This is a genomic window from Pseudomonas sp. RA_15y_Pfl2_54 (assembly GCF_963971015.1).
Lineage (GTDB): Bacteria > Pseudomonadota > Gammaproteobacteria > Pseudomonadales > Pseudomonadaceae > Aquipseudomonas > Aquipseudomonas baetica_A.
The window spans coordinates 21992-35403 of the sequence record NZ_CAXAPN010000003.1; the positions used below are offsets into that span (position 1 = coordinate 21992).

A 13412-nucleotide genomic window follows, 5' to 3' on the forward strand; every position below is an offset into this window, starting at 1 on the left:
AGCATTTCTTGCCGATAACGCCATGCCGGTCATCCTTCAAACCCTTGAAAACGTCCGTTATCAGGATCAGCAGGACTTGCAGAAAACCTGCCGCGATGTTCCCGAATCGCTGTTTGCGCCGTTTTCCGGAGGAGTTCATCTGATCGAAAGCGCCTTGGCTGGGGGTTCATTTATTGCCGGACGTTTCAATCACCGCTTACTCGGCACGGGACGCCTGCAAAGGCACGGCAGCGTCTGGTATCTGTTCCATTTGTGCGTGCGAAAAGTTACCCCACGCCGTGGCGTCGCTGAACGATGGGTGAACCAAGCGCAGAAAATGGCGTCGCAAGCGGAGGCCGGACTGCGCCTGCCGGCACCCGCCGGACATCTTCAAACTCAGGCCACCGCCGCCACGTTGCCTGTGCCGCTGGAGGTGCTGGCAACATAGCTTCACACCGAACCGGGCAGATGCGGCGCTATACTCCCCGGCTAAATTACGAATTCGACTAACTACAAGGACTCGCCCATGAAAGCGTTCGGCAAAATCCTGGGTCTGGTACTTCTCGGGCTGTTGCTGATCATTGTGGCGGCAGGTTTTGCCCTGACCCACCTCTTTGATCCCAATGACTACAAAGACGAGATCCGCCAGATAGCCCGCGACAAGGCCCACATCGAGTTGACGCTCAATGGCGATATCGGCTGGAGCCTGTTCCCGTGGCTCGGGCTGGAATTGCACGACGCCAGCGTTGCAACCCTGATCAAGCCTGCCGAACCGTTTGCTGACCTGCAGATGCTCGGCCTGTCCGTGCGCGTGCTGCCGCTGCTGCGCCGCGAAGTGCAGATGAGCGACGTGCGCGTCGAAGGCCTCAACCTGCGCTTGAACCGCGACAAGAACGGCCACGGCAACTGGGAAGACATCGGCAAGCTGCCGACAGCCGCCGCACCGGCGGGCAGCCCGCCGCCTGCCAGCGAACCCGCTGCCGAGACAACCGCCAAAGCGGAAAAACCACCGCAGCCGATCCGGCTCGACATCGACAGCCTGACCGTCAACAACGCCCGCGTTGAGTACAACGACGAGCAGACCGGCAAGCAGTTCAGCGCCGAAAGCATCCAATTGAGCACCGGCGCGGTGCACGATTCGACCAATATTCCGCTGAAGGCCACCGCATTTCTCAGCACCAATCAGCCAATGCTACGGGTACGCACCGAACTCAATGGTGAACTGCGCATTGAGCGCGCGCTGCAGCGCTACAAGTTCGAAGACTTGAAGCTCTCCGGTGAACTGACCGGCGATCCGCTGCAAGGCAAAGCCATGACCTTCTCCGCTCAGGGCCAGATGTTGCTCGATAAAGCAGCAAACGTCGCCGAATGGACCGGGATCAAAATCTCCGCCAACCAGTTGCGCGCCTTGGGCGAACTGAAAGCCAACAACCTCGACAAGACCCCACAGATCACTGGCGGCCTCTCGATCGCCCAGTTCGATCTAGCAAAATTCGTCGACAGCATCGGCCAGATCCTGCCAGCCATGGCTGAAGGCAGCCTGAGCAAGGTCGAACTGGTCAGCCGCGTGTCCGCCACGCCAACCAGCGTCGCGTTCGACAACATCAACCTGAAACTCGACGACAGCAGCTTCAGCGGCCGAATCGCCGTCGACGACTTTGCCAAGCAATCGCTGCGGGCGACGCTCAAGGCTGACACCTTCAACGTTGACCGCTACCTGCCGCCGAAATCGGCTCAGGCCACAAGCGCCACGCAAGTGCGTCAGGCTGAAGTCGCCAGTACCGAAGCCAATGCCGTGGCCGGCGGCGGCACGACGCCACTGCCGGACAAACCGAGCAAAAGCGCCTGGAGCACCGAGCGCCTGCTGCCGGTGGAACGTCTGGCCAAGCTCGACGTGGATGCCGACCTGACCTTCGGCCAACTGACGCTCGACAAACTGCCCATCCAGAACGCTTCGCTCAAGGCCAACGGCCAGGGTGGCCTGCTGACCCTGACCAATCTGAGCGGCGAACTGTACAACGGCACTTTCGAAGCCAAAGGCACACTCGACGTCCGTCCGAGCGCACCCGTGCTGAACATGCAGACCAAAATCAACCGTGTGCCGGTGGAAAAAATCCTTGAGAGCCAAGGCAAGAACCCGCCGGTCAAAGGTCTGGTAACCCTCAACAGCAACGTCACTGGCAGCGGCAACAGCCAGCAGGCACTGATTGACTCACTCAACGGCAACGCCAGTTTCGTGATCAACAACGGCGTGCTGCTCAACGCCAACCTTGAACAGCAACTGTGCAAAGGCATCGCCACCCTCAACCGCAAAACCCTCAGCGGCGAGCCAAGGGGCAAGGACACACCGTTCCAGGAACTCAAAGGCAACCTGACGTTGCGCAACGGCATCGCCAGCAACCCCGACCTGAAAGTGCGCATCCCCGGCTTGACCGTCAACGGCGACGGCGACATCGACCTGCGCGTGCTGGGCATGGATTATCGCGTTGGCATCATCGTCGAGGGCGACACCAGCGCTATGCCCGACCCGGCCTGTCAGGTGGGTGACAAATTCGTCGGTATCGAGTGGCCGCTGCGCTGCCGTGGCCCTCTGGAACTGGGCGCCAAGGCTTGTCGCATCGACAACGAACGACTCGGCCAGGTCGCGACCAAACTGGCCGGCGACAAGCTCAGCGAAAAAATCGAAGAGAAACTGGGCGACAAGGTCAGTCCGGAATTGAAAAACGCATTGAAGGGGCTGTTCAAGCGATGAAAGCGGAGCAGTTTTCCACGGCGGTGCTGGATTGGTTCGACCGCCACGGCCGCCACGATCTGCCCTGGCAGCAAGACATCAACCCGTATCGGGTGTGGGTGTCGGAGATCATGCTGCAGCAGACGCAGGTCAGCACCGTGCTCAATTACTTCGACCGTTTCATGGCCGCGCTGCCGACCGTCGAAGCCCTGGCCGAAGCGCCGGAAGACGAAGTGCTGCACCTGTGGACGGGCCTGGGTTACTACACCCGCGCGCGCAATTTGCAGAAGACCGCAAAAATCGTCGTCAGCCAGTACGGTGGCGAGTTTCCGCGTGATGTCGAAAAGCTCACGGATTTGCCGGGCATCGGTCTGTCCACGGCTGGCGCCATCGCCAGCATCAGCATGGGCCTGCGCGCGCCGATCCTCGACGGCAACGTCAAACGCGTGCTGGCGCGTTTTACCGCGCAAGAGGGTTATCCGGGCGAGCCGAAGGTCGCCAAACAGCTGTGGGCCAACGCAGAGCGCTTTACGCCGCACGATCGGGTCAACGCCTACACTCAGGCGATGATGGATCTCGGTGCGACGCTATGCACGCGCAGCAAGCCGAGTTGCCTGCTGTGCCCGCTGGAACGTGGCTGCGAGGCGCACATGCTGGGTCTGGAAACTCGCTACCCGATTCCCAAGCCACGCAAATCCATCCCGCAGAAACGCACGCTGATGCCGATGCTCGCCAATGGCGACGGTGCGATTCTGCTTTATCGCCGCCCGTCCACAGGCTTGTGGGGCGGTTTGTGGAGCCTGCCGGAACTCGATAACCTCGACGACCTGCAACATCTGGCCGATCAACACTCACTGGCGCTGGGCGAGCAACAAGCATTGCCCGATCTTGTCCACACGTTCAGCCACTTCCAGTTATCCATCGAACCCTGGCTGGTTCAGGTGCAGGAGGCCAGCCATCACGTGGCCGAGGCCGACTGGCTCTGGTATAACCTCGCCACCCCGCCGCGCCTGGGCCTCGCCGCCCCGGTCAAAACCTTGCTCGAACGCGCGGCCGCCGTATTGAATACAGGAGAGTCGCCATGACCCGCACCGTAATGTGCCGCAAGTACAAAAAAGAATTACCCGCTCAGGAGCGCCCTCCGTTCCCGGGCGCCAAAGGTCAGGATATTTTTGACCACGTCTCGGCCAAGGCCTGGGACGACTGGCAAAAACACCAAACCCTGCTGATCAACGAAAAACGCCTGAACATGATGAACGCCGAAGACCGCAAATATCTTCAGGGCGAAATGGACAAGTACTTCTCCGGCGAGGAATACGCCCAAGCCGAAGGCTACGTTCCGCCAGCCGAGTAACCCCGCAAAATCGGGGGGCGGGTCGTAAGCAACGGAATTAATTTAAGAAATTTTAAAAAAGTCGTTGACGAGAATCCGAAAAACCCTTTTAATGCGCCCCGTTGCCCAGATAGCTCAGTCGGTAGAGCAGGGGATTGAAAATCCCCGTGTCGGCGGTTCGATTCCGTCTCTGGGCACCAAATACCGAAAACCCTGAATCGCAAGATTCAGGGTTTTTTTATGCCTGCGATTTGATGAGGACTGTTATCGACCTCTGGATTCGCGATAACTTGCCCCCCCTTACGGAAGAGGGTCGCCCCGTCGATGAACCAGAAACGAACCCGCATACCCCTGCCACATCCGCCGCCGTATCGCCCAAGCCGCGCAACTTACTGGCTGACAGTGTTCGTTGCCGTGATGATTGCTTTCGCCATCGGCGCATCGATCTACATGCTGATCGACAGCTGGGTCACTGGCTCCATCACCACCAACAATCGCGGCCCGCGCAGCACCTACACCCTGGCCCTGCAACCTCGGCGGTTTTGGTTCGAGTTCGTTTGGCAAAGCATCGGTACTGTATTTCTGCTGGTTATCGGGGTGTTCGGGCTGTGGGTTTATCGCAAAGTGCAGGAGCCTGTGGAAAAACCCAAAGGCAAGCGCCAACGCTAAGCACAGGTCGCATTCAAAGAGTGTTGACGTAATCGACCGGCAGCAAGACCGTGTCCAAAGCAGCGTCTACCGGCAGAGATACGACTGTAATCAGCGGGCAGACGATCATGAAGTAGCAGATGACAGCATGTGGCATGCCGTCCCCTCCTCTCACGCCAAGCAAGTGCAAGTTGCCATCGACGCCTTTGTAGTAAGGCTCTGCAGAGTCACCGTTCAATCGCCCGATCATCGTTCCACAACCGGCCAACATCAAAACCAGACTGGCTACTGAGCCAATACGCAAAATTCCTTTCAAACCAGCGCTCCCTTACGTCACAAAACATGAGGCGCGGGATTGTACCTGCGTCCATTCCATGCGAATGGATTATCGCTACGGCACGGTTGCGTGCCATCGAACGTCTGCTCGACTACTTCAGCAACGCGCCAAAAACACACTTGCGCATCGAGCCGCAGGACATCGGCGAACAACAAGTCGGACATTTCGCCTTTTTTCGCAGCGCATACCAAGCCACACTATGGCCCATCGCTCTGACCTGGCTGCATACCGGCGAACTGGCCCCCGACACACCCGGACGGCACCTGCCGCGCAGCTGAGCCCCTCCAACGCACGATGGAACACATCATGGCCTCCGCCAACAAGCAGCAAAAACGCGCCGCCCGGGCCAAGACCAAGGCCAAGCAGAACCGCACCAAACGCGCCGAGGCGCCGGTCGAACTGGATCCGAACGATGACCGCATTGATTTCGAATCAGTGGACCTGACCGAGCTGTTCAAGAAAATGATCGACGCCGAGAAGATCAGCCAGCAAGCCCTGTGCGCCGCGTTCCTCGAAGACCCGCTGCTGGAACTGGTCTACGAGCAGGAAGGCGAAGAAGGCGCGATGGACTTCATCCTCGCCGCGCTGATCGAGTATCGCCAGTGGTCGCAGGACACCGACGAAGCCGGCGCGCTGGCGTGGATTGAATCGCCGGCCTTCCAGGCCGACTATGTGGCGGCGTCCGACGCAATCGCCGCACAAACCCAACAGAAGAACTGAGTTCCCATGGCATCCCTGAACAAGCAACAAAAACGCGCCAAACGCGCCAAGGCCAAAGCCAAGCAAATCCGTATGGTTGGCCGCAAGCCGCTGGAGCAGGAGGACGACCTCGGCCACCTCGCCGAGCCGATCCCGGAATACACCCTGGCGATGTTCAGCAAAATGCGCGACGCCGAAGCGGTCAGCCGTAACGAGATGCTGCTGACGCTGCTCAGAGAACTGGCGTTCATCATCGTCGACCACCCCGACCTGCTGGACATGGAGAACGCCGAAAACGAAGGCATGGCCGCCACCCATCTGGCCGCCGACATGTTGATCGACTACCGCATGTGGGCCGATGGCATGGACATCGAGACAGCCCAGGTCTGGCTGACCGAACCGCAGTTCATCACGGACTTCGGGATTGCGCTGGACACTTACGGCAAGTCGCTCGATACCGCCGAAGCCAAAGACGAGTCAGTCTGAAACGCTGAAATCTCAGGCAAAAAAAAAACGGGCGCAATCAGTCATGATTGCGCCCGTTTTTTTGCCTGATCGAAGCGTTGAACCTTAGGCTGCGGCAACGCTCAGGCGCGGGATTTCAATGCCCAGCTTGGCTGCGGCGTAATCCAGTTCACCCTTGGCGATGGATTGAGCCTTGTAGCCTGCAGCGATCAAGTCCTGCACGTACAGCTTGTTGTAGATGAACATGAACACGATATTGCTCAAGCCCAGAGTGAAGCTCGCCGCGAGAAACATGATCGCAGCCCACTTGATATCACCACGGAACAATGGCGGAAAAAAACCAAAGAAAAACACGGTCCACGAGAAGCCGATTGGCGCTTCTTTCATGGCACCGGTGTTAGGGTTTTTGAACACAACCGATGTAAACGCCATGCTTATCTCCTTGAAGCCCCAATGAGTTGGCTGAACGGCCGGGCTAACTCCATGCAGCTCTTTTTAACGGCAAGCACGCAAAATCGCATCTGTACGTAGCGTCAGATGAGGGAGCAGACAAGGAAGAATCGTAAGCTTTAGCCAGAAAGGCTGAGGGCGTCGAACAATCCATGTCCTGAAACTCCATCGCATCCCGCAACAGCGAGATACATATTCGTCGCGCAGGCTACTATTTAGCCACCACTGTGTCCATCAAATTGCCAAGTAAAAACGACCGCGATCATCTCTGATGGCGGTCGTCTCTGTGGGCGAGCAACGTTTGACGTGGAGTCAGAACACTCAGCGAGCCACAGCTGCGCTCAACTTCTCGTGACGACGCCGACGCGCCACCAGCAAACCGGTAGCCACCACCAGCAGGCTCAGCAGGCCGGTCGCAAGGATTTCCACGCGGTGGGCTTCCTGGAACAGCATGATGGTCAAAGCCGCGACGATGAAGATGATCACCGCGTAGGTCAGGCCCGGGAAGAGCCACATGCTGAAGACGATTTTCTCGCCGCGAGCCATGCGCTGCTTGCGCATACGCAGTTGCGAGAACGCGATCACCAGGTACACCAGCAGTGCGATCGCGCCGGAGCTGGCCAGCAGGAACTCGAACACGGCCGCCGGCGCCACATAGTTGGCGAAGGTGCACAGGAACGCCGCACCGGTCGACAGCATCACCGCCCAGTAAGGCGTACCGCTTTTGTTGACCCGAGTCGACATGGCGGGCGCATCACCGCGTTTGCCCAGTGAGAACAACATGCGCGACGACGTGTAGAGGGCCGAGTTCAGGCAACTGGTGACAGCGACCAGCACCACGATGTCGACGATCATTTTCGCGTTCGGGATGCCCATGCGCTCAAGCACAGTCTGGTAGGAACCGAGGTTGGCCAGGGTCGGATCGTTCCATGGCACCAAAGCCACAACGATGAAGATCGATACGAGGTAGAACAGGCCGATCCGCCAGATCACCGAGTTGGTGGCCTTGGAGATTTGTTTGCCCGGGTTCTTCGATTCCGCGGCCGCGATGGTCACGATTTCGGTACCCATGAACGAGAACATGGTGGTCAGGATCGCGCCCAGCACCGCGCCCATGCCGTTAGGCAGGAAGCCACCGCTGTCGAACAGGTGCGAAACGCCACTGACCTGGCTGTTTGGCAGGTAGCCAAAGATCGCCGCGAGACCGAGGGCGATGAAGCCGATGATCGCCAGCACTTTGATCAGGGCGAACCAGAATTCGAACTCGCCGTAATTCTTCACGCTGAACAGATTGGTGACGGTCAACAGCAGCGTGATGACCAGTGCAAATGCCCAGATCCCCACACTTGGGAACCACGCGTGCAGGATGGTCGCGGCGGCGTTGGCTTCCAGAGGAATCACCAGCACCCAGAACCACCAGTACAACCAGCCGATGGTGAAACCGGCCCAGTGCCCGATGGCACGGTCGGCGTACGTCGAGAACGAGCCGGTGTCCGGCGATGCAACCGCCATTTCACCGAGCATACGCATCACCAGCACCACAAGGGTGCCGGCGGCGGCATAGGCCAAGAGCACAGCGGGGCCGGCGGCGGCGATAGCGTGGCCGGAGCCAACGAACAGACCGGCGCCGATCACACCGGCGATCGACAACATGGTCACATGACGCGGTTTGAGCCCCTGTTCGAGGCCGTTGGAGCTTGGGGTACTGCTCATTGAAACTACCTTTGCGAGGAAAGCGATTGCGTCCGGCCTGTCTGGTTTGTTCTTTCTCGTAAAAAGAATCCAACAGGGCGTTCCTTATTCTGCACGCAATATTTGCGCCAAAATGTTTCAACCTCTTTGCTGCCGCGGCTTTGCGCGCGACCGGACGGTCATCGCAAGTCATTGAGAACAATGGCAATTCGCCAGAACGTTACCCTGCGACTCACTTTCAAGACGAATCAGCGCACCAAAAACACACTTGAAAAGTGTGGGATGCACAATAAAAGGGCGAATCAGGAACGTTCGGCCGGATAGCGCTTCCAACACCCCGCCAAAGCTGGCAACATCGCGCCTTTTTTTACGCGACACCCACGGGAATCCACGTTTAAACACCCGTTCGGTTGTTGATGGGGCGACAGTCTGCTGCGCCAATGCGACAACCTGCCACACGCCATCCGTTTACCGCTCGTAGCGCTGTTGGCTGCCATTGAAACGCTATGCTAGCTTGGCCGCCTCGCCAGGAAGGCCAACCAACAGCAGGAGCGCAACATATATGAGGAACGCACATGGCTGAGGCCACGCCCGCGCTTGAAATCCGTAACTTGCACAAACGCTACGGAAAGCTTGAGGTGCTTAAAGGCATCTCGCTGACCGCCCGCGACGGCGATGTGATCTCGATCCTCGGTTCCTCCGGTTCCGGCAAGTCCACGTTCCTGCGTTGCATCAATCTTCTGGAAAACCCGCATCAGGGCCAGATTCTGGTGGCCGGAGAAGAACTCAAGCTCAAGGCCGCCAAGAATGGCGAACTGGTTGCCGCTGACGGCAAGCAGATCAACCGCCTGCGCTCAGAGATTGGTTTTGTGTTTCAAAACTTTAATCTGTGGCCGCACATGAGCGTGCTCGACAACATCATCGAAGCCCCGCGCCGCGTACTCGGCCAGAGCAAAGCCGAGGCAATCGAAGTCGCCGAAGCGCTGCTGGCCAAGGTCGGCATCGCCGACAAGCGCCACGCCTACCCGGCGCAATTGTCCGGCGGTCAGCAACAACGCGCGGCCATCGCCCGCACGCTGGCGATGCAGCCCAAGGTGATCCTGTTCGACGAGCCCACCTCCGCCCTTGACCCGGAAATGGTTCAGGAAGTACTTAGTGTCATCCGCGCATTGGCCGAAGAAGGCCGCACCATGCTGCTCGTGACCCACGAAATGGGCTTCGCCCGTCAGGTCTCCAGCGAAGTGGTGTTCCTTCACCAGGGCCTGGTGGAAGAGCAAGGATCGCCACAGCAGGTGTTCGAAAACCCGCTTTCGGCGCGCTGCAAACAATTCATGTCCAGCAACCGCTAACGGAGCAACATGCATGCAGAACTATAAAAAGGTCTTCCTGGCTGCGGCCGTCACCCTCGCATTCAGCGCCGGTGCCATGGCTGAAACCCTGAAGATGGGCATCGAAGCGGCTTACCCGCCGTTCAACAACAAAGACGCCAGCGGCAACGTGGTCGGCTTCGACAAAGACATCGGCGACGCCCTGTGCGCGAAGATGAAAGTCGAGTGCACCGTGGTCACGTCCGACTGGGACGGCATCATCCCGGCCCTGAACGCCAAGAAGTTCGACTTCCTGATCTCCTCGATGTCGATCACCGACGAGCGCAAAGGCGCGGTGGACTTCACCGACCCGTACTACTCCAACAAACTGCAATTCATCGCGCCGAAAGACAAAGAGTTCAAGACCGACAAAGACTCTCTGAAAGGCAAAGTGATCGGCGCCCAACGCGCGACCCTGGCCGGCACCTTCATGGAAGACAACATGCCGGACGTCGAACTGAAACTTTACGACACCCAGGAAAACGCCTACCTGGACCTGACGTCCGGTCGTCTGGACGGCATCCTCGCTGACAAATACGTCAACTACGAATGGCTGAAAAGCGAAGCCGGCAAAGCCTACGAATTCAAAGGCGACCCGGTGGAAGAAAGCGACAAGATCGGTATCGCTGTGCGTAAAGGCGACCCGATCCGCGAGAAGCTGAACGCTGCGTTGAAGGAAATCGTCGCTGACGGTACCTACAAGAAGATCAACGACAAGTACTTCCCGTTCAGCATCTACTGATCCTGACCTGCCGGACTGACGCCGTGATCCGACGGCGTCGGCTCCCGGCCCTGCCTGCCGCGATTTGAACAGAAATCCATGATTATCGACCTCTACGGATTCGGCCCGGCGCTCGCCGCTGGCGCGCTGATGACCGTCAAACTGGCACTCTCGGCCCTGTGCCTCGGGCTGGTGCTCGGTCTGCTCGGCGCCTTGGCCAAGACTTCCCCGTACAAGCCGCTGCAATGGCTTGGCGGCTTTTATTCAACGCTGGTGCGTGGTGTCCCGGAATTGCTCTGGGTGCTATTGATCTACTTCGGTACGGTCAACCTGATGCGCGCCCTCGGTGAGTTCTTCGGCAATCCCGACCTGGAACTCAGTGCCTTCGCCGCCGGTGTGATTGCGCTGGGCCTGTGTTTCGGCGCCTACGCCACGGAAGTGTTTCGTGGCGCGATCCTCGCCATTCCCAAAGGTCACCGTGAGGCCGGCGTGGCCCTGGGCCTGTCGAAATGGCGGATCTTCACCCGGCTGATCATGCCGCAGATGTGGCGCATCGCCCTGCCGGGCCTGGGCAACCTGTTCATGATCCTGATGAAAGACACCGCACTGGTGTCAGTGATCGGCCTGGAAGAAATCATGCGTCACGCGCAGATCGGTGTGACCGTATCCAAACAGCCCTTCACCTTCTATATGGTCGCCGCGCTCATGTATCTGGGCCTGACCGTGCTGGCAATGACCGGCATGCACTTGCTGGAAAAACGCGCCGCTCGCGGCTTCGCGAGGAGCACCCAATGAACTGGGAAGTCATCATCAAATGGCTGCCGAAACTGGCGCAGGGCGCGACCCTGACTCTGGAACTGGTGGCCATCGCCGTGATCGCCGGTCTGCTGCTGGCCATTCCGCTGGGCATCGCCCGATCTTCGAAGCGGTGGTACGTGCGCGCGTTGCCCTACGCCTACATCTTCTTTTTCCGTGGCACACCGTTGCTGGTTCAGTTGTTCCTGGTCTACTACGGGCTGGCGCAGTTCGACGCCGTCCGTAACAGCCCGATGTGGCCGTACCTGCGCGATCCGTTCTGGTGCGCCACCGCCACCATGACCCTGCACACCGCCGCGTACATCGCCGAGATCCTGCGCGGCGCGATTCAGGCGATTCCACCGGGCGAAATCGAAGCGGCGCGGGCCTTGGGCATGTCCAAACCCAAGGCGATGTTCTACATCATCCTCCCCCGCGCAGCGCGCATTGGCCTGCCGGCCTACAGCAACGAAGTGATTCTGATGCTCAAGGCCAGCGCCCTGGCCAGCACCGTGACCCTGCTGGAATTGACCGGTATGGCCCGCACGATCATTGCCCGTACCTACCTGCCGGTGGAGATCTTCTTCGCCGCGGGCGTGTTCTATTTGCTGATGTCCTACGTGCTGGTGCGCGGCTTCAAGCTGCTGGAGCGCTGGCTGCGCGTCGATGCCTGCCAAGGGCGCTGACACTTCCCACGTGCTGACGGGCGAGGACCTGCTCGCCCGCTTCACGGCGCTGGATACGTTTCTCACAACGCATCAAGCGCTGTGGAAACCTCGACCTTTCACGCATCTTTCGCTGGCCTGGGAAGCGTCCTACCCGGAGTTGGCCTTGTGGCTACGCGGACGGTCGCTGGACGATGCGGAAAACGCACACAACCAACCTGCTGATCTTGTGGATGCGCCGGAGCCTTTTGCCTCACTGGCGGCGATATCGGCTGAGCTGAGCGCTGTCGGTGAGTTGCCCGGGCATGCGCTGGAAGCTGCGGGCCATCGCTTGAATGTCGATGTGCCGGGGCGCAAGTGGCTGCAGATTGAAGCGTTTGCCAGTCGTCTGTCTTTTGCCTCGCAACCGACGCATTGGCTCGACTGGTGTTCCGGCAAGGGGCACTTGGGTCGACGCCTGTTGTGTGAAGGGCAACAACTGACGTGTGTTGAGTACGATCCGGCGTTGGTTGCCAGCGGTCAGGCGCTGAGCCAGCGCCATCGTCTGCATGCCTTGCATGTCGAGCAGGATGTGTTGGCGGCAGATGCAGCGACTGTGTTGAACGCCCAACACACCGGTCGCCTTACACGCCTGCGGCGATCTGCATGTGCGCCTGATGCAACTCGCCTCCGCCAGCGGCTGCAAACAACTGGCCATCGCCCCGTGCTGTTACAACCGGATCAATCGCGCCACCTATCAGGCATTGTCCTGCGCCGGTTTGAAATCCGCTCTACAGCTGTCGCAGGAAGATCTGGCCCTGCCAATGAGCGAAACCGTCACGGCCGGCGCGCGAGTGCGACGTCAGCGCGACACCTCCATGGCCCGACGACTGGCGTTCGACCTGCTGCAACGGCAATTGCGCGGCCTCGACGAATATTGGCCGACACCTTCGCTACCCAGTGCCTGGCTGGATAAACCGTTCGCCGATTACTGTCGCGATCTAGCCGCTCTCAAACAGTTATCCACAGTCGGTACGCCAGATTGGTCGGCACTGGAAGCTGCCGGTTGGCAGCGGTTGGCCGAAGTTCGCAACCTGGAGTTGTTGCGCGGATTATTCCGACGACCGCTGGAGCTATGGCTGACTCTGGATCGGGCACTCTTCCTCGTCGAACAGGGCTACGCCGTACGCCTTGGCAGTTTCTGCGAAACACCCCTCACCCCTCGGAACCTGCTGCTATTGGCCGAACGCGAATAATTCATCGCCGCCCTGTGGATAACTCTGTTGATGAATTTCGTTCGGATCCAATAATTACGGCTGTTTCGGGGCATTAACCACCCTGGTCATTTTTTGTTCACATTAATAAAAAACCGATAAAACAGGGATTTGCGAACAAAATGAGAACGCGTCCACAAAAATCCGCCTAAGCACGGTTTCAGGCCAGCCAGTTGTGCATAAGCCGCCAATCAAAACGACATAACCGCCGAAATTCCCCCGTTAGCCGCGAATCATTGCGGCGTCCTGTCAGCCTTGCTATACAAGGCCACAACGT

At 59.0% G+C, this 13412-nt stretch carries 15 protein-coding genes, 1 tRNA gene and 2 pseudogenes; 14 read left to right on the forward strand and 4 right to left on the reverse strand.

Features of this window, described 5'->3' with window-relative positions; translation table 11 throughout:
* Positions 1-22: 22 nt before the first annotated feature.
* The 6 genes from AACY50_RS02965 (at position 23) to AACY50_RS02990 (ending at position 4712) form a co-directional block, all read left to right on the forward strand.
* Positions 23-427 carry an acetyl-CoA sensor PanZ family protein gene (locus tag AACY50_RS02965; RefSeq protein WP_339433539.1) on the forward strand — a complete coding sequence of 135 codons (405 nt, stop codon included), beginning with the start codon at positions 23-25 and terminating at the stop codon, positions 425-427.
* Positions 428-505: 78 nt separating this feature from the next.
* Positions 506-2731: an AsmA family protein gene (locus AACY50_RS02970; protein ID WP_339538128.1), complete on the forward strand. Its 2226-nt coding sequence runs from the start codon at positions 506-508 to the stop codon at positions 2729-2731.
* Positions 2728-3795 (forward strand): A/G-specific adenine glycosylase, encoded by a 1068-nt coding sequence (gene mutY / locus AACY50_RS02975; protein ID WP_339433541.1) that lies wholly within the window; start codon positions 2728-2730, stop codon positions 3793-3795. The genes AACY50_RS02970 and mutY overlap by 4 nt, the downstream gene beginning before the upstream one ends.
* Positions 3792-4064 (forward strand): oxidative damage protection protein, encoded by a 273-nt coding sequence (locus AACY50_RS02980; protein WP_339433542.1) that lies wholly within the window; start codon positions 3792-3794, stop codon positions 4062-4064. The genes mutY and AACY50_RS02980 overlap by 4 nt, the downstream gene beginning before the upstream one ends.
* A 103-nt stretch (positions 4065-4167) precedes the next feature.
* Positions 4168-4243 (forward strand) — tRNA-Phe (locus AACY50_RS02985).
* Positions 4244-4367: 124 nt separating this feature from the next.
* Positions 4368-4712 carry a hypothetical protein gene (locus AACY50_RS02990; RefSeq protein ID WP_339433543.1) on the forward strand — a complete coding sequence of 115 codons (345 nt, stop codon included), beginning with the start codon at positions 4368-4370 and terminating at the stop codon, positions 4710-4712.
* Positions 4713-4725: 13 nt separating this feature from the next.
* On the opposite strand, the gene AACY50_RS02995 is transcribed toward AACY50_RS02990, so the two are convergent.
* Complete coding sequence (locus AACY50_RS02995) at positions 4726-5007, reverse strand: YceK/YidQ family lipoprotein (RefSeq protein ID WP_260456031.1); 282 nt, start codon at positions 5005-5007, stop codon at positions 4726-4728.
* A gap of 92 nt (positions 5008-5099) precedes the next feature.
* Between AACY50_RS02995 and AACY50_RS03000 the strand changes: the two are divergent.
* The 3 genes and pseudogenes from AACY50_RS03000 to AACY50_RS03010 all read left to right on the forward strand — a co-directional run.
* Positions 5100-5306 (forward strand): annotated as a pseudogene (locus tag AACY50_RS03000) (alpha/beta hydrolase); the annotation flags it as partial.
* Between the two features lie 28 nt (positions 5307-5334).
* Positions 5335-5748 (forward strand): hypothetical protein, encoded by a 414-nt coding sequence (locus AACY50_RS03005; protein ID WP_339433544.1) that lies wholly within the window; start codon positions 5335-5337, stop codon positions 5746-5748.
* A gap of 6 nt (positions 5749-5754) precedes the next feature.
* Complete coding sequence (locus AACY50_RS03010; protein WP_339538129.1) at positions 5755-6213, forward strand: hypothetical protein; 459 nt, start codon at positions 5755-5757, stop codon at positions 6211-6213.
* 84 nt (positions 6214-6297) lie between these two features.
* On the opposite strand, the gene AACY50_RS03015 is transcribed toward AACY50_RS03010, so the two are convergent.
* The 3 genes from AACY50_RS03015 to AACY50_RS03025 all read right to left on the reverse strand — a co-directional run bounded on the left by AACY50_RS03015 (position 6298) and on the right by AACY50_RS03025 (position 8775).
* A complete protein-coding gene (locus AACY50_RS03015; RefSeq protein WP_339433546.1) occupies positions 6298-6624 on the reverse strand; it encodes a hypothetical protein in 327 nt (108 codons plus the stop codon).
* A 339-nt stretch (positions 6625-6963) separates the two neighbouring features.
* Positions 6964-8355 carry a GABA permease gene (gene gabP, locus AACY50_RS03020; protein WP_339433547.1) on the reverse strand — a complete coding sequence of 464 codons (1392 nt, stop codon included), beginning with the start codon at positions 8353-8355 and terminating at the stop codon, positions 6964-6966.
* A gap of 168 nt (positions 8356-8523) precedes the next feature.
* On the reverse strand, positions 8524-8775 hold the full coding sequence (locus AACY50_RS03025) for a hypothetical protein (RefSeq protein ID WP_339538130.1): 252 nt from the start codon (positions 8773-8775) through the stop codon (positions 8524-8526).
* Between the two features lie 134 nt (positions 8776-8909).
* On the opposite strand from AACY50_RS03025, the gene AACY50_RS03030 reads away from it, so the two are divergent.
* From AACY50_RS03030 to AACY50_RS03050, 5 genes and pseudogenes are all read left to right on the forward strand, one after another.
* Positions 8910-9683: an ABC transporter ATP-binding protein gene (locus AACY50_RS03030; protein WP_221733167.1), complete on the forward strand. Its 774-nt coding sequence runs from the start codon at positions 8910-8912 to the stop codon at positions 9681-9683.
* A 13-nt stretch (positions 9684-9696) separates the two neighbouring features.
* Positions 9697-10443, forward strand: coding sequence for an ABC transporter substrate-binding protein (locus AACY50_RS03035; RefSeq protein WP_339433548.1), 747 nt, complete (start codon positions 9697-9699; stop codon positions 10441-10443).
* A 78-nt stretch (positions 10444-10521) separates the two neighbouring features.
* A complete protein-coding gene (locus AACY50_RS03040) occupies positions 10522-11217 on the forward strand; it encodes an ABC transporter permease (RefSeq protein WP_221733169.1) in 696 nt (231 codons plus the stop codon).
* Positions 11214-11903 (forward strand): ABC transporter permease, encoded by a 690-nt coding sequence (locus AACY50_RS03045; protein ID WP_339433549.1) that lies wholly within the window; start codon positions 11214-11216, stop codon positions 11901-11903. The genes AACY50_RS03040 and AACY50_RS03045 overlap by 4 nt, the downstream gene beginning before the upstream one ends.
* Positions 11884-13117 (forward strand): annotated as a pseudogene (locus AACY50_RS03050) (methyltransferase). The gene AACY50_RS03045 and the pseudogene AACY50_RS03050 overlap by 20 nt, the downstream one beginning before the upstream one ends.
* Positions 13118-13412: the final 295 nt, after the last annotated feature.

Bases quoted from the DNA above. Each gene is read 5' to 3' on its own strand.
- AACY50_RS03010 (WP_339538129.1), top strand. From the start codon at position 5,755: ATGGCATCCCTGAACAAGCAACAAAAACGCGCCAAACGCGCCAAGGCC.
- AACY50_RS02990 (WP_339433543.1), top strand. From the start codon at position 4,368: ATGAACCAGAAACGAACCCGCATACCCCTGCCACATCCGCCGCCGTAT.
- AACY50_RS03030 (WP_221733167.1), top strand. From the start codon at position 8,910: ATGGCTGAGGCCACGCCCGCGCTTGAAATCCGTAACTTGCACAAACGC.
- AACY50_RS02970 (WP_339538128.1), top strand. From the start codon at position 506: ATGAAAGCGTTCGGCAAAATCCTGGGTCTGGTACTTCTCGGGCTGTTG.
- gabP (WP_339433547.1), bottom strand. From the start codon at position 8,355: ATGAGCAGTACCCCAAGCTCCAACGGCCTCGAACAGGGGCTCAAACCG.
- AACY50_RS03045 (WP_339433549.1), top strand. From the start codon at position 11,214: ATGAACTGGGAAGTCATCATCAAATGGCTGCCGAAACTGGCGCAGGGC.
- AACY50_RS02965 (WP_339433539.1), top strand. From the start codon at position 23: ATGCCGGTCATCCTTCAAACCCTTGAAAACGTCCGTTATCAGGATCAG.
- mutY (WP_339433541.1), top strand. From the start codon at position 2,728: ATGAAAGCGGAGCAGTTTTCCACGGCGGTGCTGGATTGGTTCGACCGC.
- AACY50_RS03005 (WP_339433544.1), top strand. From the start codon at position 5,335: ATGGCCTCCGCCAACAAGCAGCAAAAACGCGCCGCCCGGGCCAAGACC.
- AACY50_RS03015 (WP_339433546.1), bottom strand. From the start codon at position 6,624: ATGGCGTTTACATCGGTTGTGTTCAAAAACCCTAACACCGGTGCCATG.
- AACY50_RS03035 (WP_339433548.1), top strand. From the start codon at position 9,697: ATGCAGAACTATAAAAAGGTCTTCCTGGCTGCGGCCGTCACCCTCGCA.
- AACY50_RS03040 (WP_221733169.1), top strand. From the start codon at position 10,522: ATGATTATCGACCTCTACGGATTCGGCCCGGCGCTCGCCGCTGGCGCG.
- AACY50_RS02980 (WP_339433542.1), top strand. From the start codon at position 3,792: ATGACCCGCACCGTAATGTGCCGCAAGTACAAAAAAGAATTACCCGCT.